Annotated in this window: 17 protein-coding genes and 1 pseudogene; 16 read left to right on the top strand and 2 right to left on the bottom strand. The window is 64.4% G+C overall.

Features of this window, described 5'->3' with window-relative positions; all coding sequences use genetic code 11:
- Positions 1–61: 61 nt before the first annotated feature.
- Complete coding sequence (gene bsrA / locus AC07ZS_RS04100; RefSeq protein WP_494797360.1) at positions 62–1,009, bottom strand: LysR family transcriptional regulator BsrA; 948 nt, start codon at positions 1,007–1,009, stop codon at positions 62–64.
- A 151-nt stretch (positions 1,010–1,160) separates the two neighbouring features.
- Between bsrA and AC07ZS_RS04095 the strand changes: the two genes are divergently transcribed.
- Positions 1,161–2,072 carry a TauD/TfdA dioxygenase family protein gene (locus AC07ZS_RS04095; RefSeq protein WP_494797359.1) on the top strand — a complete coding sequence of 304 codons (912 nt, stop codon included), beginning with the start codon at positions 1,161–1,163 and terminating at the stop codon, positions 2,070–2,072.
- An 88-nt stretch (positions 2,073–2,160) separates the two neighbouring features.
- Complete coding sequence (locus tag AC07ZS_RS04090) at positions 2,161–3,519, top strand: MFS transporter (RefSeq protein WP_494797358.1); 1,359 nt, start codon at positions 2,161–2,163, stop codon at positions 3,517–3,519.
- Between the two features lie 292 nt (positions 3,520–3,811).
- Here the strand turns inward: AC07ZS_RS04090 and AC07ZS_RS04085 are convergent.
- Positions 3,812–4,179: pseudogene (locus AC07ZS_RS04085) on the bottom strand (IS701 family transposase); the annotation flags it as partial.
- Between the two features lie 74 nt (positions 4,180–4,253).
- Between AC07ZS_RS04085 and AC07ZS_RS04080 the strand changes: the two are divergent.
- The 14 genes from AC07ZS_RS04080 to AC07ZS_RS04015 all read left to right on the top strand — a co-directional run bounded on the left by AC07ZS_RS04080 (position 4,254) and on the right by AC07ZS_RS04015 (position 17,644).
- Entirely contained in the window at positions 4,254–5,168 is a 915-nt protein-coding gene (locus tag AC07ZS_RS04080) for a LysR family transcriptional regulator (protein ID WP_494797357.1), read from the top strand.
- Positions 5,169–5,194: 26 nt separating this feature from the next.
- The gene (locus AC07ZS_RS04075) at positions 5,195–5,422 is read left to right on the top strand and encodes an EexN family lipoprotein (protein WP_494797356.1); all 228 of its coding nucleotides are present in this window, start codon (positions 5,195–5,197) and stop codon (positions 5,420–5,422) included.
- A gap of 215 nt (positions 5,423–5,637) precedes the next feature.
- The gene (locus AC07ZS_RS04070) at positions 5,638–7,650 is read left to right on the top strand and encodes a conjugal transfer protein TraG (RefSeq protein ID WP_494797355.1); all 2,013 of its coding nucleotides are present in this window, start codon (positions 5,638–5,640) and stop codon (positions 7,648–7,650) included.
- Positions 7,647–8,111 (top strand): CopG family transcriptional regulator, encoded by a 465-nt coding sequence (locus tag AC07ZS_RS04065; protein ID WP_494797354.1) that lies wholly within the window; start codon positions 7,647–7,649, stop codon positions 8,109–8,111. Before AC07ZS_RS04070 ends, AC07ZS_RS04065 begins: the two co-directional genes overlap by 4 nt.
- Positions 8,108–9,175 carry a P-type conjugative transfer ATPase TrbB gene (trbB, locus tag AC07ZS_RS04060; protein WP_494797353.1) on the top strand — a complete coding sequence of 356 codons (1,068 nt, stop codon included), beginning with the start codon at positions 8,108–8,110 and terminating at the stop codon, positions 9,173–9,175. Before AC07ZS_RS04065 ends, trbB begins: the two co-directional genes overlap by 4 nt.
- Entirely contained in the window at positions 9,172–9,564 is a 393-nt protein-coding gene (locus tag AC07ZS_RS04055; protein WP_494797352.1) for a TrbC/VirB2 family type IV secretion system protein, read from the top strand. The genes trbB and AC07ZS_RS04055 overlap by 4 nt, the downstream gene beginning before the upstream one ends.
- Positions 9,561–9,833, top strand: a complete 273-nt coding sequence (locus AC07ZS_RS04050) for a VirB3 family type IV secretion system protein (protein WP_494797351.1) — start codon at positions 9,561–9,563, stop codon at positions 9,831–9,833. The genes AC07ZS_RS04055 and AC07ZS_RS04050 overlap by 4 nt, the downstream gene beginning before the upstream one ends.
- Before the next feature lie 10 nt (positions 9,834–9,843).
- Positions 9,844–12,315, top strand: a complete 2,472-nt coding sequence (gene trbE / locus AC07ZS_RS04045) for a conjugal transfer protein TrbE (RefSeq protein ID WP_494797350.1) — start codon at positions 9,844–9,846, stop codon at positions 12,313–12,315.
- On the top strand, positions 12,312–13,067 hold the full coding sequence (gene trbJ / locus AC07ZS_RS04040) for a P-type conjugative transfer protein TrbJ (protein ID WP_494797349.1): 756 nt from the start codon (positions 12,312–12,314) through the stop codon (positions 13,065–13,067). The genes trbE and trbJ overlap by 4 nt, the downstream gene beginning before the upstream one ends.
- Positions 13,068–13,076: 9 nt before the next feature.
- The gene (gene trbL, locus AC07ZS_RS04035) at positions 13,077–14,438 is read left to right on the top strand and encodes a P-type conjugative transfer protein TrbL (protein WP_494797348.1); all 1,362 of its coding nucleotides are present in this window, start codon (positions 13,077–13,079) and stop codon (positions 14,436–14,438) included.
- Between the two features lie 11 nt (positions 14,439–14,449).
- A complete protein-coding gene (gene trbF, locus AC07ZS_RS04030; RefSeq protein ID WP_494797347.1) occupies positions 14,450–15,154 on the top strand; it encodes a conjugal transfer protein TrbF in 705 nt (234 codons plus the stop codon).
- The gene (gene trbG / locus AC07ZS_RS04025; protein ID WP_494797346.1) at positions 15,151–16,131 is read left to right on the top strand and encodes a P-type conjugative transfer protein TrbG; all 981 of its coding nucleotides are present in this window, start codon (positions 15,151–15,153) and stop codon (positions 16,129–16,131) included. The genes trbF and trbG overlap by 4 nt, the downstream gene beginning before the upstream one ends.
- Positions 16,132–16,133: 2 nt before the next feature.
- Positions 16,134–17,402 carry a TraB/TrbI/VirB10 family type IV secretion system protein gene (locus AC07ZS_RS04020; RefSeq protein WP_494797345.1) on the top strand — a complete coding sequence of 423 codons (1,269 nt, stop codon included), beginning with the start codon at positions 16,134–16,136 and terminating at the stop codon, positions 17,400–17,402.
- Positions 17,399–17,644 (top strand): DUF2274 domain-containing protein, encoded by a 246-nt coding sequence (locus AC07ZS_RS04015; protein ID WP_494797344.1) that lies wholly within the window; start codon positions 17,399–17,401, stop codon positions 17,642–17,644. Before AC07ZS_RS04020 ends, AC07ZS_RS04015 begins: the two co-directional genes overlap by 4 nt.
- Positions 17,645–18,012 lie beyond the last annotated feature (368 nt).

Raw genomic sequence — 18,012 nt, 5'->3', positions numbered from 1 at the left:
CTATCGCGACCTCGCCGAGATCGGTGGACGCGAGATGGAGACGGCGGATGTCCTCTGCCGATCAGCCGTGCAGGTGCCGCGCTTCGATTTCACCAGCGCTTTTTCCGCGGAGCGCAGTATGAAGAATCTGCTCCTTCAGCCATTGCAAGTCGGAGACGTGCTCTTGCTTGCGATGCCATATGAGACTGATCTGTATCGGAGACATCTCGAATGGAAACTCCGCGATCTGGAAACCCTGGCTGCGAGCGAAATATCTGGCCAGGTTCAGCGGTATGGTGCCCAGCAATTCGGTGCCGGCGACTATGGCAGGAATCGTCAGGTAATGCGGCACCTGGAGTTGCACATGACGTCGCACCTTGGCCGATCCCAAAACGATTTCAAGAGGACTGCCGCGGCCGGCTCGGGGCAGAATCGAGACGTGCTGTGCTTTCAGGTAGGCCTTCTTGTCAAGGCCGTCCTTGAACGCAGGATGCCCCGCGCGACCGATCACCGCGAGTGATTCTTCGGTGATCGGCTGGTAAAGAAGATCAGGATCATCGAAGTACAGATAATCCATTGCCAGATCCAGATCCCCACTGGCCAGCCGTTGTGGTAGCGAGGTGCCTTCGTCGGGCAACACCTGCAGTATCACCCGCGGCGCCAGTTGCTTCAGCCGCGCCATCAAGGCTGGCAGCAATCGTAATTGGGCATCGTCATTCATAGACAACCGAAAAATTCGCTCGGTGTCGGGGCGGAAGCTTTCCTGGCCACCAATTCCAGACTGCAACAGATACAAGGCTTGCCGCACCGACCTGTGCAGTGCCATGGCCTCGACAGTTGGTTCGAGCCCTTTGGCCGTGCGACGAAACAGCGGCTGCCCCAGTTGCTCGCGCAGGCGGCTGAGCGCGTTGCTCATGGCCGGCTGACTCTTGTGCATTCGCTCTGCGGCGCGTGACAGGTTGCGCTCCTGCATGAGGGTGTCGAACACCAACAAGAGGTTGAGGTCGATCTTCTGCAAATTCTGATTCATGAATGATGCTTATCAAGAATATCCATTGGCATGAAGATGATGGCATCCATAGACTGCAAAGCCAAGCGGGCTACTGACCCTCGATCAGAAAGTTGCGGAGAGCACCTGTCTCTCGCTTTCATGGGGCAATCACTTGATGAAGGAGACATAGATGGAAATGAATGTTCTGCGACAGGACGCGCCGTGCGGCGCGGTAGTGGAAGGCGTGGATCTGACGCGCACGCTGACGGACGCGCAGGTCGTCGAAATACGCAAACACTGGCTTGAACATCAAGTCCTCGCATTCATCGATCAAGACATGGCCATCGAGGACATCGAGCGCTTCGCCCTGACCATTGGCCCGTACGGCTCCGACCCTTTCTTTGAATCGATTCCCGGCCATCCCCATGTCGCACAAGTGCGCCGGGATGCGAATGAAAAGACGCCCTTGTTTGCCGAGACTTGGCATTCGGACTGGAGTTTCATGGCGGAGCCGCCAGCAGCGACCTTGCTGTACGGCAACGTCGTCCCGCCCATAGGCGGTGACACGTTGTTTTCCAACCAATATGCCGCCTGGGAGACGCTTCCCGCCAATTTGAAATCTCTGGTGGCCGAAAGGCGCGGCATCCATTCGGCAGGCCGCGCCTATGCACGCGACGGCGCCTATGGTGAAAAGGACACGGGACGCTCGATGAAAATCCGCTATTCGGATGAGGCATTGGCGATCGCAATCGCACCCCCTTGCACGAGTGCATCCCGAGACAGGGCGCGTGGCCTTGTTCGCCAGCCCGGGTTACACCATCGGCATCGAAGGCATGAGCGGGGAAGAAGCGCAGCCCATCCTGCGCGCGTTGTTCGAGCACCAAGCTCGCTCGGAGGTCGTGTATCGCCATCGCTGGACGCAAGGAACGCTTTTGTTGTGGGACAACCGTTGCGTCAACCATGCGGCCACGGGTGGCTACGACGGGCACGACCGACTTCTGCATCGAATCACCGTGGCGGACCGTACCTTTTTGTGATCGCTGGAAAGTCGATCGCTCGTGTCTACGCGAAGTTCGACGCTATCGACTCCCATTTGACGTAGTTCATTGGACGCCAGATTGCTGCGTCGATGCCGCGCCGCACCCGTCTCTGCCCTCGAGGATGAGGCATGAGGCTACAGGAGACAACCCATGGCAGTCACACACGCGCCGAACGGCGGCCCGATCACCGAGACCTCGGTCGAGGCGGCGATTTTTTCCAAGGTCAACTGGCACATCCTGCCGTTGCTGCTGGTCGCCTACGTTTTCGCCTTCATTGATCGCGTCAACATCGGCTTCGCGCAGCTGCAGATGAAGAGCGACCTGCATTTGAGCGACCACGTCTTCGCGCTCGGCGCGGGCCTGTTCTTCGTCGGCTACTTCCTGTTCGAGGTGCCTAGCAATCTCTTCCTTGAGAAGGTCGGCGCCCGAAAGACGATTCTGCGCATCATGCTGTGCTGGGGCGCCTGCGCCACTCTGATGGCCTGGGTCACTGCGCCCTGGCAGTTCTACGTCCTGCGTTTCCTGCTCGGTGCCTTCGAGGCAGGTTTTTTCCCAGGCGTGATCCTTTACTTCACCTACTGGTACCCGTCGACACGGCGAGGGCGGGCCATCGCGATCTTTATGACCGCCACCGCGCTAGCCGGCGTCATCGTCGGCCCACTGAACGGCGCGTTGATGAAGTTCGGCGAAGGCTTCATGGGCATGCATGGTTGGCAATGGATGTTCATAGCCAATGGTGCGCCCTGCTTGGTCGTCGCGTTCATGGTCTATTTCATGCTGAGCGATACCCCGGCGCAGGCCAGGTGGCTCACGGACGAGCAGAAGAAGATCCTCATCCGTCGCGTAGAGAGTGAAAAAATCACCACCGGACGCACGCACAGCGCGATGAAGGATTTGCTGAGCGATCCAAAGATCTTCGCGCTAGCGTTGATCTACTTCCTGATGAGCGCCGCCGTCTACGCCTTGCTATTCTGGGCGCCGACCCTGATCCGCAGTTGGGGCGTGACGGACGTGTTCCACGTCGGTCTGCTGAAGGCCATTCCCAGCGTCATCGGCATGATCGGCATGGTTCTGATCGGCCGTAGTTCCGACCGCATGAATGACCGACGCTGGCACTTCGTATTCGCCATGTGTTGCATCACCGTCGGCCTGGGAACGATCGCGATGCTAGCGCCGGGCTTGGTCGTGTCGCTGAGCCTGTACTCGCTCGCCATCATCGGCACGTCCGCTTCGACACCATTGTTTTTCGCCTTTATCAGCGAGTACCTGCCGAAGGAAACGGCGGCTGGTGGCATTGCGCTTATCAGCTCGCTGGGCAACCTCGGTCCAGCGATCTCGCCGTCCATCAGCACTTGGATCCTGACCTCGACAGGGGACAACAAATACAGCCTCATGTTCATTGTCGCAATGTACGCCTTGGCCGGAATCTTCATGGTGTTGGCGGCGCGCAAGGGGGCGGCTGCCTCCGCGGTACGCAGCCGGTCTAACGACGCGCAGCAGCCGGTCTAACGACGCGCACGTCAGCCGCCTGAAGGAACAGCCAGTTTGGCGGATCAAACGCTGGGAAGAATGGAGCGTGGGTGCACGCTCGTCGATATGCGCAGCTTAGGTGGTGATCCCGGAAAAAAAAGGCTGTCGCTGGTAGTGCGATCGACTCGCCTGATTACGTCCTGCAGCCGAGTTCGCGCGAGATGCTCTTGGAGGATTCGATGACGATGGGCGCGCCGTTGCGCGTGACTGATTCAGGTTTCCGCTCTCCAGGCGCACCGAGCTGATGGCGGCGATGCATCGAACCCCGTCACCCTCGGCTCGCGTAATGGCCAAGGCCAAAGTCCTGCTTCGGGTTCTGGTAGTCACGCTCGATGCGCCAGCGCTGATGGACGATGTCGACCAACTCGTTGATCGTGTGTCCTCTGGCAGGGAGGACAGGAAGTACTTGCTCGGTTCAGCGTCGCTCGCCGGCCACTGGATCAAGAGTCACTGCTCGGACGCAGACGTGTCTTGCCCGTACTGCCGCCAGGGTGGCGCACCCGCACGGCCGAAAAAGCGGCCGTTCAGCGTGCTGTTGGTTCCCTCGCGCCGGCTGATGTTCTGGAACGCTCGGCTTGGCAGCGACTGCGCCAATGCCTTGACACTCATGGGCTGCAGCGCCGCCGTGCGCATGGGCATCGAGATCGTGGCCAATCATGCTAAGTGAGAAAGCTAAAGTCCAAACATCGCTGGTAACAGCAACGTGGTGATCTATGGAACTTCGTCATCTCCGCTGTTTCCTTGCCGTGGCCGAAGAACTCCATTTCGCCCGAGCTGCCGAACGGTTACACGTTGACCAGTCGCCGTTATCCCGCACCATCAAGGAACTGGAGGAAGAACTCGGCACTCATCTGTTCGTCCGCACCACACGCCGCACGCAACTGACCCGCGCGGGTCGTTTGTTCTGTGAGCACGTTCAGCGTGTCTTTGCGGCGCTGGATCAGGCGCGCGATAGCGTCAAGTCTGCCGCCAACGGCTTTCACGGTCAGTTGCGCATTGCCTTGTCCGACGGCATCACACCATCGCGTCTGCCGGCGCTCTTGGCACGTAGCCGCGAAGAAGATCCCGAGGTGGAAATCCGACTGTTCGAGGTGCCGTTGGATCAGCAGATCAAGGGGCTTCACAGCGACCTGTATGACGCCGGGTTTTCGATGGCCGAAGATGCGGGCGACGGCATTCTGGTCACTCCCGCGTGGGAGGATGAATTGATGGTGGCGGTGCCTGCTCGCCATCCCGTGCTCGCCTTCAAGCAGGTTCCTCTGGAGGAAGTGCTGCGCTATCCGTTGGTGCTGGGCGATCCGGCCATCTGCGAAGGCCATGCGCGACAGGTCGATCGATTTCTTCGCAAGTGCAGACAGGAACCGCTGATCGCGCAGCGTGTGGCAACCTTCGATGTGATGATGACTCTGGTTTCTGCTGGGCTGGCCTTGGGTCTGGCGGGCGCGGCACACGTTGCCTCCAGCCGCGAGCCGGGCGTCGTGGCTCGGCGCTTGGCGGGCAAACCGCCCATGCTCATGACCTATCTGCTGCGCAGCAAAGCGGAGCCTTCGGGGATGCTGGCCCGGTTCATCGAACGAGTGGCCTTCATTGATTCAGCGGATGACACGAACGGCGCCGGAGATTCATAGACCCACTCGATGAAAGGACTCGAACCATGAACAAAGTGATGCTGCTGATGCTGGCTGCCGCGCTGACTGCATGCGGCCCCTCTCAACCGTCGGAAACTGTGGACGCACTCGTGGCAAATCCCGAGCGCATCAAGGAAATTCAACGGCTGTGCAAGGACGACCGCGCCAAGGTCGGCGACGAACTCTGCCGCCGCGCGGCGGAGGCCGCCAACCGGCGCTTCTTCGGAGATCGGCCGGAGCAGAAATCCAAGTAGGGCTCTTCGCCGTCGCTTCGCTGCGACGAAGTTCTCGCTGTCACCTCACTACGCCGCAGCACGCTCGCGCCTGCGGCGCTTTTATTGTCTTCGCCACGAAAAGAAGTCTGGCTTTTTCGGCCTGAATCGTCGCCACGACGGCCTTTGACCGGCCTGCACGCGCGCCTTGATCCTCAGTGCTGCGGCACCTCCGTGTCGTGATTGGAGGCAGGGTCATGCAAGGGACGAACGTACTGTTCGGTCAGATCGCCGTGGTGTTCGGCATCGTGGTCGCCGGTGTGTGGAGTGCCACACAATGGACAGCCGCCGCCCTGGGTTATCAGCTACGCCTGGGCTCGCCATGGTTTGACTTCTTCGGCACGCCGGTCTATCACCCCTGGCGGCTGTTCGAGTGGTGGTTCTTCTTCGACGCCTACGCGCCGCGTGTCTTTGACATCGGCGGCGCGATCGCGGGCGGCAGCGGCCTCGTGGCCGTGGTGGTGGCCATCGGCATGTCGATCTGGCGCTCGCGGCAATCGCGCCTGGTCACAACCTACGGCTCGGCCCGCTGGGCAAACGCGGAGGACATTCGCAAGGCCGCCCTCACGCGGTCAGTCGGCGTGTTCCTCGGCCAGCACGATCGTCAGTATCTGCGGCATGAGGGCCCGGAACACATCCTGACCTTCGCGCCGACGCGCTCGGGCAAAGGTGTCGGCCTGGTGGTGCCGACGCTGCTGTCCTGGCCCGCGTCCGCAGTCATCCACGACATCAAGGGCGAGAACTGGGCCATCACCGCCGGCTGGCGTTCGCAGTTCTCGCACTGCCTGCTGTTCAACCCCACCGATGCGAAGTCGGCGGCCTACAACCCGCTGCTGGAAGTCCGGCGCGGCGCGCATGAAGTGCGCGACGTGCAGAACATCGCGGACATCCTGGTCGATCCCGAAGGTGCGCTGGAGCGCAGGAACCATTGGGAAAAGACCTCGCACGCGCTGCTGGTCGGCGCCATCCTGCATGTGCTCTACGCGGGCGAGGACAAGACGCTGCGCGGCGTCGCCAACTTCCTGTCCGATCCGGCCAGCCCGTTCGAGCTGACCTTGCACCGGATGATGACCACGCCGCACCTCGTGAACGAGGTGCGCGATGGTCCGCATCCCGTCGTTGCTTCGGCGGCGCGTGAAGTTCTCAACAAGTCGGACAACGAGCGTTCCGGCGTGCTGTCCACGGCCATGTCGTTCCTCGGCCTGTACCGCGACCCCACGGTGGCCGAAGTCACATCGCGGTGCGACTGGCGCATCGCGGACCTGATCGCCGCCGAGCATCCGGTATCGCTGTATCTGGTGGTTCCGCCTTCGGACATTTCGCGCACGAAGCCACTCATTCGCCTGATCCTCAACCAGATCGGGCGGCGGCTCACCGAATCGCTCGATGGCTCCGACGGCATCGAGCGCCGCCACAAGCTGCTCCTGATGCTCGACGAATTCCCTGCGTTGGGCAGGCTCGATTTCTTCGAGACGACGCTGGCCTTCATGGCCGGCTATGGCATCCGCAGCTTCCTCATCGCGCAGTCGCTCAACCAGATCGACAAAGCCTACGGCCAGAACCATTCGATTCTGGACAACTGCCATGTCCGCGTGACGTTCGCCACCAACGACGAACGCACCGCCAAGCGCATTTCCGAGACCCTGGGCACAGCCACTGAACTGCGCGCGCAGCGCAACTACGCGGGCCATCGGCTCGCGCCGTGGCTCGGGCATCTCATGGTGTCGCGCCAGGAAACGGCCCGACCGCTGCTCACGCCCGGCGAAGTGATGCAGCTACCGCCCGACGAGGCGGTGGTGATGGTCTCCAGCGTGGCACCGATCAAGGCGAAGAAGCTGCGCTACTACGCGGACAGCAATTTCAAGAGCCGCGTGCTGCCGCCGCCTGTGTTGGCAGACGGGCACTATGCCGATGCACCGCCGGCGCGTGCCGATGACTGGAGCGCCTTGGCGATTCCACCGATGCCGACCATGCCAGCCACGGCATTCGCCGATGGCTTGGATTCCACCGACGACGGTGGCCCGCGCCGTCAGCCCGAACTCTCCGAAACCGTCGCCTACGACCTCGAGCTGGCCGCGCCCGCGGCCGACCTCGGGCTGCTCGATGACGACGACGACCTGCCGCTTTCCCTTCCTCGCCAGCTTGATCCTGTGCACCAGCGCACGGCTCGGCTGGCTTCCCTCGACCCCAACGACGGAATCGAGCTATGAGCCACTACCGCCTGAATCTCTTTATCCAGCCCGAGCACGCCAAGCGGCTCGACGAACTGGCCGCCAAGAAGGGCGTGTCCAAGTCATCCATCGTCGCGGCGGCGCTGGCATCGTGGCTGTCGCCCGATGCTGCCGATCAGCGCGAGGCGGCCATTGCCAAGCGCCTCGATCGCCTGTCGCGTCAGGCCGAACGGCTGGAGCGTGACCAGAACATCCAGATCGAAACGCTGGCGCTGTTCATTCGCTATTTCCTGACCGTCAGCACTCCCGTGCCCGAGGCCCATCAGGACGCGGCACGCGCCCAGGGCAAGGCGCGCTTCGAGCAGTTCGTCGAACAACTCGGCCGCCACCTGTTGCGCGGGCGAAGTCTGGTGCGCGACGTGGTGGAGGAACTGCACCCCGATCCGATGCGAATGGAAGGCGCGGCGGCGCAGGCTCAAGCACAGGAGCGTGTGTCATGAGCGCTGTTGCGCAATTCCCGCCCGAACCACGTTCATCCGCTGCGGCCTCGCTGGATCGCCGCATCCAGATGCTGCGCACGGCAATGGGGCCGCTGATCGCCACCGCGCTCGAAGACCCGGACGTGGTGGAAATCATGCTGAACCCGGATCGAACCTTGTGGATCGACCGGCTCTCATCGGGCCGCGCGCCGATGGGCGTGGAGCTGTCCGAAGCGGATGGCGAGCGAATCATCCGCCTTGTGGCCGCCCACGTCGGCGCGGAAGTGCATCGCGGCCAGCCGCTGTTGTCGGCGGAACTGCCCGAAACGGGCGAACGCTTCGAAGGCATCCTGCCGCCCGCCGCGCCGGGGCCGACCTTCGCGTTGCGCAAGCGTGCCATCGGCGTGATTCCGCTGGAGCGGTACGTCGTGGACGGGATGATGACCGCCGCCCAGGCGGGCCTTCTGGTGCGGGCCGTGCGCGAGCGGCAGAACGTTCTGATCGCCGGGGCCACGAGCAGCGGCAAGACCACGCTCGCCAATGCGCTGTTGGCCGAGATTGCCGCTACGGGCGACCGAGTGCTGGTGCTCGAAGACACGGTGGAGCTGCAATGCGCGGCCCGCGACCACGTGCCGCTGCGCACGCGCCAAGGCGTCGTGTCGATGACCGAACTGGTGCGCTCGTCCATGCGCCTGCGCCCGGATCGCGTCGTCGTCGGCGAGGTGCGCGGCGCCGAGGCGCTGGATCTCATCAAGGTGTGGGGCACGGGCCACCCCGGCGGCATCGCCACCATCCATGCCGGCTCCGCGCTGGGCGCGCTGTTGCGCCTGGAGCAATTGATTCTCGAAGTGGCGGTAAATCCGCCCCGTGCGCTGATCGCCGAGGCGGTCAACGTAGTGATCCACATTGCCGGGCGCGGGCGCAAGCGCCGCATCGAGAGCATCGCCCGCGTCGTCGGCTTCGATGGCGTGGGCTACCGATTGGTCGACGGTTTGGCGGATGCGCTGGACGCGCCGTTTCCCGAACTGCCATCGCAGTCCGACCTTTCTTCCCCGTCCCTCAACCACCCTGGAGAACTGCCATGACGCAGATGCACGTTCCTGCTTTCCGTGTTTCCGTAAACCCGCTTTCGCGCTTGCCCAGGCTGGCTCGGCTGCACAGCCTGGCCCGCCCTGCGGGGCACGGGCTGCTGCTGACCGCACTGCTGCTGTTCCTGGCCGGCACCGCGCAGGCCGCCGGTTCCTCGATGCCGTGGGAAGGCCCCTTGCAGTCGATCTTGGAGTCGATCCAAGGGCCGGTCGCGCGAATCGTGGCAGTGATCATCATCATCGCTACGGGCTTGGCACTCGCCTTCGGTGACACCAGCGGGGGCTTTCGCAAGCTGATCCAGATCGTGTTCGGTCTGTCCATCGCGTTCGCCGCGTCCTCGTTCTTCCTGTCGTTCTTCAGCTTCTCCGGCGGAGCCGTCGTATGAGTGCCCCGGACACCTTCGCGGCTGGGTTCGAGGTGCCGCTGCATCGCTCGCTGACAGAGCCGATCCTGCTGGGCGGCGCGCCGCGAACCGTGGCCATTGCCAACGGCACGCTGGCCGCCGCCGTGGGCTTGGGCCTGCAACTGTGGATTCCGGGTGTGGTGCTCTGGATCGTCGGCCACTCGCTGGCGGTCTGGGGCGCGCGTTTAGATCCACAGTTCATGCAGGTCTTTGCGCGGCACATCAAGCAGCGCCCGCTGCTGGACGTGTGAGGGAAGTGCCATGCTGAACCTCGCCGAATACCGCCAGCGGCCCGCACTGCTCGCCGACTGGCTGCCCTGGGCCGGACTGGTCGCGCCGGGCGTCGTCTTGAACAAGGACGGCAGTTTCCAACGCACGGCCGGCTTTCGCGGGCCGGACCTCGACAGCGCGACGCAGGGCGAATTGATCGCCACGTCGGCGCGCTTGAACAACGCGCTGCGCCGCCTGGGTTCGGGCTGGGCACTGTTCATCGAGGCAGAGCGCCGCGCCGCCGCCGACTATCCGCACTCGGAGTTTCCTGAGCCTCTGTCGTGGCTGGTGGACGAGGAACGCCGCGCGTCGTTTGAGGGATCGGGCAACCACTTCGAGAGTGGCTATCACCTGACATTGGTGTACCTGCCGCCCGAGGAATCCCGCGCCCGCGCGGCGGAGATGCTGTACGAGAACCGGCCAACCGAGGGCGTGGATTGGCGCGACCGCCTGACCGCATTCATGGCTGAAACGGATCGCGTCTTCGACCTGCTCGATGGCGTGATGCCGGAGATCGCCTGGCTCGACGACAGCCGGACGCTGACCTGCCTGCACGCCACCGTCTCGACGCGGCGCTATCAGCTGGCGGTGCCCGAGGTGCCGTTCCACATCGACGCGCTGCTGACCGATTCGCCGCTGGTCGGCGGCCTGGCGCCCATGCTGGGCGACCAGCACCTGCGCGTGATGTCGGTGCGGGGCTTCCCGACCTCGACCTGGCCGGGGATTCTGGACGACCTCAACCGCCTGGGGTTTGCGTACCGCTGGAGTACGCGTTTTCTCTGCCTGGACAAAGCCGAGGCGGAAAAGGAACTCGTCCGCCTGCGCCGCCAGTGGTTCGCCAAGCGCAAGAACGTCATCGCGCTGTTGCGCGAAACGATCTTCCAGCAAGAGTCGCCGCTGGTGGATACCGACGCCAGCAACAAGGCCGCCGATGCGGACGCCGCCTTGCAGGAGCTTGGCAGCGATCAAGTCGCCTTCGGCTATCTCACCGCCACGGTGACGGTGCTCGATGCCGATCCTGCCGTGGCCGACGAGAAGCTCCGCATGGTGGAGCGTGCGATCCAGGGCCGGGGTTTCGTCACCATCCCCGAAACCTTGAACGCGGTCGATGCGTGGCTTTCCTCGATTCCAGGGCATGCCTATGCGAACGTGCGCCAGCCCATCGTCTCGACGCTGAACCTGGCGCACATGATGCCGGTGTCAGCCGTCTGGGCCGGGCCGGAGAAGAACGACCACCTGGGCGGCCCGCCGCTGATCGTCACGCGAACCGATGGGGCTACGCCGTTCCGGCTCGTGACGCACATCGGCGACGTGGGCCATGCGCTGGTCGCGGGGCCGACCGGCATGGGCAAATCGGTCTTGCTCGCTACGCTGGCGATGCAGTTCCGCCGCTATCGCGGCTCACGCATCTTCGCCTTCGACATGGGCCGCTCGATGCGCGCCACCATCCTCGGCCTGGGCGGCGAGCACTACGACCTGGGCACGGATGGAGAGATCGCTTTCCAGCCGCTCGCGCGCATCGACCGCGAGGGCTACCGGACCTGGGCCGCTGAATGGGTCGAAGGCCGGCTGGTGCATGAGGGTGTCGCTGTCGGCCCCGACGAGAAGGCGACCATCTGGTCGGCGCTGGGAAGCCTCGCCGGCGCGCCGCTGAAGCAGCGCACGATGACCGGCCTGTCGGTGCTGCTGCAATCGAACGTGCTGCGCCAGGCGCTCGCGCCCTATGTGCTGGGCGGTGCCCACGGCAAGCTGCTGGACGCCGACCATGACCGGCTGGGCATGGCCGACGTGCAGTGCTTCGAGATGGAGGAACTGATGCACAGCAAGGCCGCCGTCATGGCCGTACTGCATTACCTCTTTGCGCGTTTCGATGAACGCTTTGACGGTGCGCCCACGCTGCTGATCCTCGATGAAGCGTGGCTGTTCCTTGATGACCCGGTGTTTGCGGCGCGCATCCGCCAGTGGCTCAAGACCCTGCGCAAGAAAAACGTCAGCGTCATCTTCGCCACGCAGTCGCTCGCGGACATCAAGGATTCGAGCATCGCACCCGCGATCATCGAAAGCTGCGCCAGCCGCATCTTCCTGCCCAACCCGCAGGCGACCGAGCCGCAGATTCGCACGATCTACGAAGGCTTCGGCCTCAACAGCCGGCAGATCGAGATCGTCGCCACGGCAGTTCCGAAGCGCGACTACTACTACCAATCCCGCCTCGGCAATCGCCTGTTCGACCTCGACCTGGGGCCGGCGACGCTGGCCTTCGCGGGCGCCTCCACGCCGCAGGATCAGCGCGACATCGATCGCGTGTTGCCGCATGCGAGCACGCCCGGCTTCGCGGGCGCCTGGCTGCGCCATCGCGGCCTCGATTGGGCGGCCGACCTGCTGCCCTCGTTCCCCGGTCTTGCGCCGCTTGCCTCCCATGTTCCCCCTCATATCACTGACCAACCACAGGAGAACCTGCCATGAAGTCATACACCCCCAAGCTCGCCGCGGTGGCCGTCGCCTGCACGCTCGCCTTCGGCGCCGTGCAGCCGGCCCACGCCATCTTCGGCATCGGCGACACCGTGTTCGATGAATTCAACTTCATGCAGAACATGATGACGGCGGCCAACACGCTGGAGCAGATCAGCAATCAGGTGCAGCAGTTGCAGAACGAGTCGCAGATGCTGATGAACCAGGCGCGCAACTTGGTCAGCCTGCCGTCCAGCGTGGTGAGCCGGCTGCGCAGCAATCTGGCGACCACCCAGCGGCTGATCGCCCAGGCCAAGGGCTTGGCTTATGACCTGGCGAACATGGATCGGGAGTTCGCGCGTCTGTACCCGGAACAGTACGCCGCCACCGTCAGCGGCGACCAGATGTACCGGGATGCGCAGGAGCGTTGGAAGAACACGCTCAACGGCTTGCAGACCACCATGCAGATGCAGGCGCAGTTATCGCAGAACCTGGGCGAGGACGAAAGCGTGCTGGCCGACCTCGTGAGCAAGAGCCAGTCGGCTGTCGGTGCGCTACAGGCGATGCAGGCCACCAACCAGCTTCTGGCCTTGCAGGCCAAGCAGTCGATCCAGGCGCAGCGGCTCCAGATCACCCAGGACCGCGCGGCTTCGCTGGAACTGGCGCGGCAGGCGGCGGCGGCCGAGCGCGGACGCGAGGTGACGCGACGCTTCCTGGGCAGTGGCACGCCGTACACGCCGCACACCGTGAACTTCTACGGCAACTGACGTGCCGCCATGAACGATGTGACGGTCATCGACCGCTTCCTCGACACGTTCTCGCGCTACATCGACTCCGGATTTGGGCTGCTGCAAGGCGAGGTGGCGTTCCTGACTGCCACGTTGATCGTCATCGACATGACGCTCGCCGGGCTGTTCTGGGCGATGGGCCACGCGACGGGGCAGGGCGAGGACGTGATCGCCAAGCTGTTGCGCAAGGTGCTCTACGTGGGTGCCTTCGCCTACATCATCGGCAACTTCAACGGGCTGGCCGGCATCGTGTTCCGGTCCTTCGCCGGACTGGGCCTGACGGCCAGCGGCTCGACCTTGAGCATGGGCAACTTCCTGCAACCGGGACGGTTGGCCAAGGTCGGCATCGACGCGGCAGCGCCCATCCTCGACCAGATCAGGGAGATGGCGGGCTTCCCCGAGGTGTTCATCCACATCGCGCCCATCGTCGTGCTGTTCCTCGCGTGGCTCGTGGTCATCGTCAGCTTCTTCGTGCTGGCGGTGCAGCTGTTCGTGACGCTGATCGAGTTCAAGCTGACCACGCTCGCGGGCTTCGTGCTGGTGCCGTTCGCCCTCTGGAACAAGACGGCGTTCCTGGCCGAGAAGGTCTTGGGCAACGTGGTGTCCTCGGGCATCAAGGTGCTGGTGCTCGCCGTCATCGTGGGCATCGGCTCGGGTTTGTTCGCCGAATTCAGGATACCGCCAGGTTCCGAGCCCTCCATCGACCAGGCGCTGGTCATCATGCTGGCCTCGCTGTCCATGCTGGCCCTGGGCATCTTCGGGCCGGGCATTGCGACCGGGCTGGTGTCCGGTGGGCCGCAGCTCGGCGCGGGCGCGATGGCCGGTGCGGCCATCGGCGCGGCCGGAACCGCCGTGGCGGTCGGCGCCGCGGCCACGGGCGTCGGCAGCGCCGTGGCGGCCGGAGCGCGCATGGCGCCGGCCGCCGCCAAGATGGCGGGGAACGGTGCCCGCTCGATGGCATCGACCGCCGGCAGTGCCAAGTCGGCGTATCAGGCGGGCTCCACTTCGGCCGGTGGTGGCCTCAAGGGTGCCGCCGCTGGCGTAGGCAACGTCGCCAAGACCGGTGCACAAGTAGCCGGGCAGAAGGTGGCCGATGGCGCACGCTCGATGAAGGATCGTGTCGCCGCTGCCTTCCGACCCGATGACGCCGGATCGGCGCCGGGGGCTGGGGCGCAGAACACCAGCGAAGCCGCCGCATCGCCCCCATCCACCGAGCAACCCGCCTGGGCCAAGCGTCTGCATCGCCGCCAGCAACTCACGCATGCCGCGACTACCGCCGCTCACACGCTGCGCGGCGGTGACGGTGGCAGCTCCAGCCAAGGCCCAAGCCTTCGTGATTCCGATTCATAAGGAGAACTCCCATGCGATTCAAAAGACCGCAGGTGCGCTACGCCGACACGCCGCAGCCTGCCACTCCATACCAAGCCGCAGGCCAGGTGTGGGACGAGCGCATTGGCTCGTCGCGTGTGCAGGCGAAAAACTGGCGTTTGATGGCCTTTTGCTGCCTCGCACTCGCGCTGCTGATGGCCGGCGGCTTGGTCTGGCGCTCGGCGCAGTCCATCGTGACGCCTTACGTCATCGAGGTGGACAACGCGGGCCAGGTGCGCGCCGTCGGCGAAGCCGCCACACCGTACAAGCCCAGCGAGGCGCAGATCGCGTACCACCTGGGCCGCTTCATCGGCCTGGTGCGCTCGCTGTCCATCGACCCGATTGTGGTGCGCCAGAACTGGCTCGATGCCTATGACTACACCACCGACAAGGGCGCCGTGGTGCTCAACGAGTACGCCCGCGTGAACGATCCGTTTGCGCGCATCGGCAAGGAGTCGGTGACGGTGCAGATCACCAGCGTGACCCGTGCCAGCGAGACGTCTTTCAACGTGCGCTGGACCGAGCAGCGTTTCGTCACCGGCGCGCTGGATCGTACCGAGCGCTGGAACGCCGTGATTTCCATCGTGCAGCAGACCCCGCGCACCGAGCAGCGCGTGCGCAAGAACCCGCTAGGCATCTACGTCAACGGCCTGTCGTGGAGCCGCGAACTCGATTCTTCCGAAGGAGCCAAGCCATGAATTCGTTTTTCCGCGTTTACGTTTCCGTGCTGACGCTCGCCGCTCTGGCGGGCTGCGCCACGCAGGGCAAGCCGCCGCCGGTGATTTCGCTCGATGAGCCGGTGCAGGCTCAGCCGCTGCCCGAGGCACCGAAGCCGGTGGAAGTCGTGGCCGTGCCCGAGGTGTTGCCAATGCCGGCGCAGATGAAGCCCGTACCGGAAGCCAAACCCGCAGCAGAACCCGTCGATGAAACCATGCGCGTGTCGCGCGCCAACGCCGAGGCGCGCATCGCACCCACGCGCGAAGGCTACGTGAATGCGATTCAGGTTTGGCCGTTCACCGATGGCGCGCTGTATCAGGTCTATGCGGCCGTGGGGCGCGTGACAGTGATTGCGCTCCAGGCGGGCGAGGAACTGGTGACAGTGGCTGCTGGCGATACCGTGCGCTGGATCGTCGGGGACACATCGAGCGGCAACGGGGATGCGCTGCGTGTCAACGTGATGGTCAAGCCGATCCGCTCGGGCCTCAAGACAAACTTAGTCATCACCACCAGCCGCAGGACATATCTGCTGGAGCTGACTTCTACCGAGAAGACATGGATGGCTTCGGTGTCGTGGGAGTACCCGAAAGACAAGATGCTCGCCTTGCAGCGCCAGGCGCAGGCCGCGCAGACGGCGACGCCTGTCGATGCGGGCCTGTCGCTGGAGAAGATCCGCTTCCGCTACGCGATCGGCGGCAGCAACCCGCCGTGGAAGCCGTTGCGCGCCTTCGATGACGGCGAGAAGGTCTATATCCAGTTCCCGGCAGGCATTGCCCAAGGCGAGTTGCCGCCGCTGTTCGTGATCGGCGCGCAGGGCGATGGGCAGTTGGTGAACTACCGCTTCCGCTCGCCGTACTACATCGTGGATCGGCTGTTTGGCACCGCCGAGCTGAGGCTGGGCGGGGACAAAGGCGACGTGGTGCGCATTGAGCGCACGGACGGCACGCGGAGGAATTGACCATGAGCCAGGACGACACTCCCGCCCTTGCCACGCCGCAGGCGGGCAAGGGCGCGCCCGAGGCGGTGGCACTTCGCGCTCAGCCGCGTGCGGTGACGAGGCTGAACCGGCGCATGCTGGCCATCCTGATAGGCAGCCTGTCGGTTGCCGTGCTCGGGGCCACGATCTGGTCATTGCAGCCGCACCGGCGCGGCGTGGGCGAGCAGACCGAGCTTTACAACGTGGATCGCGTGTCGAAGTCCGAAGGGCTGGATGGCCTGCCTTCGGACTACTCCAAGCTGCGGAAGGTGCCGGAGCTGGGGCCGCCGCTGCCGGGCGATCTCGGCCCGGCCATCGTGAAGTCGCAGCAGCCGGTGACGCCCACCTATGCACCGCCGGGGCATGATCCGGAGGATGCGCGGCGCAAGGAGGCCGATGCGGCGGCGGCCTCGTCGGTGTTCTTCCGTTCTGGCACGCCCGGCAAGGCCGAAGCGCCAGCCACCGCGCAAGTCGCCGTGGCCGGCTCCGCATCCGCCTTGGCGGGCTTCGACCCGCTGGCGGCTGGCCCGGCCTCGACGGCGGCCCGGCCTGCCGATCCGACCGCCGTGCAGAACCGGCAAGACCAGAAAGAGGTGTTCCTGAAAGCCGGTCCTGCGGAAACGCGCAATTCTGGCAACTTGCAAACGCCGGCTTCGCCATATCAGGTCATGGCCGGGACGGTGATCGCGGCAGCGCTGGTGACGGGGATCAAGTCGGACTTGCCAGGTGACGTGATCGCCACGGTGACGGAGCCTGTCTATGACACGGCTACGGGCAAGTTCCTGCTGATCCCGCAGGGTTCGCGCATTCTGGGCCACTACAACAGCCAGGTGAGTTACGGGCAGAGCCGCGTGCAGATGGCTTGGAACCGGATCATCCTGCCAGATACGTCCTCACTGACGCTGGACAACCTCGTGGGCACCGATCCGGCGGGCTATGCCGGGGTGGAAGACGAGGTTGACCGGCACTGGGGCCGCATCTTGGCCGGCGCTGCGCTGACCACGCTGTTGGGCGTAGGCGCCGAACTGGCCGCGCCGGAGAGCCGGCAGGATGGCAACCGCATCATCATTGCCGGGCGTGATGGCTTGCAGGACGGCGTGAACCAGGTGGGCCAGGAGATGACCCGGCGCAACATGAACATCCAGCCGACGCTGACGGCGCGGCCTGGGTTGCCGGTGCGGGTGATCGTCAACCGCGATCTACAGCTTCGTCCTTACCAGCCCCTGTTCTATCAGCGCGGAAGTGCCCGATGAACGCGACCAGAAAACTGCGGCTCGGCCCGCTGCCTAAACTCGACTCCCTCAAGCTGACCTTCGCGTGTTCGGGCAGCTTGAAGGCAGACCTTGATCGTTACGCTGCGCTGCACGCACAGACGTATGGCGAAGCTGTGGACGCGGCCACGCTGATCCCCCACATGCTGGAAGCATTCATGGCAGGGGATCGAGGCTTCAAGAAAGGCAGCTGCGCCAAGGCATCGTGGCCGAAGACGGGTTGACGGCGTACCTGTCGCAAGCGTTCCCGATGCTTGGGCTATTGGCTTCGACATGATCCGTGTTCACGGGAGGGGACTCGCGGCAGAACCTGTGGTCTGAATGTGATAGACCACCGCAGTTTCATGGTCGACTCCACGCTGTGCTGCCACCCCCGCGCGCTTCGCCCTCCATGCGGTAAATCGACCGCGGGGCGGCCGGCAGCCGAGCGGCACGCCCACGATGCGCTCGAAACCGGCACATCGCGGTGCCAGCCCAGCGGCGTGGGGCTGTACTCGGGCACCAGTGCATGCACCAGCACTTCCGCGGCGACGCCGAGTCGCGACGCGCGCGCAAGCGTTTCACGCGCATCGAGCGCCGCTGCCGGAAGCAG

The organism is Hydrogenophaga sp. GW456-12-10-14-TSB4 (genome assembly GCF_059424305.1).
The sequence above is the reverse complement of the archived record's forward strand: the minus strand, read 5'-3'. Positions and strand labels throughout refer to the sequence as shown.

Coding starts and splice junctions, on each gene's coding strand:
- bsrA (WP_494797360.1), bottom strand. CDS start 1,009: ATGAATCAGAATTTGCAGAAGATCGACCTCAACCTCTTGTTGGTGTTC.
- AC07ZS_RS04095 (WP_494797359.1), top strand. CDS start 1,161: ATGGAAATGAATGTTCTGCGACAGGACGCGCCGTGCGGCGCGGTAGTG.
- AC07ZS_RS04090 (WP_494797358.1), top strand. CDS start 2,161: ATGGCAGTCACACACGCGCCGAACGGCGGCCCGATCACCGAGACCTCG.
- AC07ZS_RS04080 (WP_494797357.1), top strand. CDS start 4,254: ATGGAACTTCGTCATCTCCGCTGTTTCCTTGCCGTGGCCGAAGAACTC.
- AC07ZS_RS04075 (WP_494797356.1), top strand. CDS start 5,195: ATGAACAAAGTGATGCTGCTGATGCTGGCTGCCGCGCTGACTGCATGC.
- AC07ZS_RS04070 (WP_494797355.1), top strand. CDS start 5,638: ATGCAAGGGACGAACGTACTGTTCGGTCAGATCGCCGTGGTGTTCGGC.
- AC07ZS_RS04065 (WP_494797354.1), top strand. CDS start 7,647: ATGAGCCACTACCGCCTGAATCTCTTTATCCAGCCCGAGCACGCCAAG.
- trbB (WP_494797353.1), top strand. CDS start 8,108: ATGAGCGCTGTTGCGCAATTCCCGCCCGAACCACGTTCATCCGCTGCG.
- AC07ZS_RS04055 (WP_494797352.1), top strand. CDS start 9,172: ATGACGCAGATGCACGTTCCTGCTTTCCGTGTTTCCGTAAACCCGCTT.
- AC07ZS_RS04050 (WP_494797351.1), top strand. CDS start 9,561: ATGAGTGCCCCGGACACCTTCGCGGCTGGGTTCGAGGTGCCGCTGCAT.
- trbE (WP_494797350.1), top strand. CDS start 9,844: ATGCTGAACCTCGCCGAATACCGCCAGCGGCCCGCACTGCTCGCCGAC.
- trbJ (WP_494797349.1), top strand. CDS start 12,312: ATGAAGTCATACACCCCCAAGCTCGCCGCGGTGGCCGTCGCCTGCACG.
- trbL (WP_494797348.1), top strand. CDS start 13,077: ATGAACGATGTGACGGTCATCGACCGCTTCCTCGACACGTTCTCGCGC.
- trbF (WP_494797347.1), top strand. CDS start 14,450: ATGCGATTCAAAAGACCGCAGGTGCGCTACGCCGACACGCCGCAGCCT.
- trbG (WP_494797346.1), top strand. CDS start 15,151: ATGAATTCGTTTTTCCGCGTTTACGTTTCCGTGCTGACGCTCGCCGCT.
- AC07ZS_RS04020 (WP_494797345.1), top strand. CDS start 16,134: ATGAGCCAGGACGACACTCCCGCCCTTGCCACGCCGCAGGCGGGCAAG.
- AC07ZS_RS04015 (WP_494797344.1), top strand. CDS start 17,399: ATGAACGCGACCAGAAAACTGCGGCTCGGCCCGCTGCCTAAACTCGAC.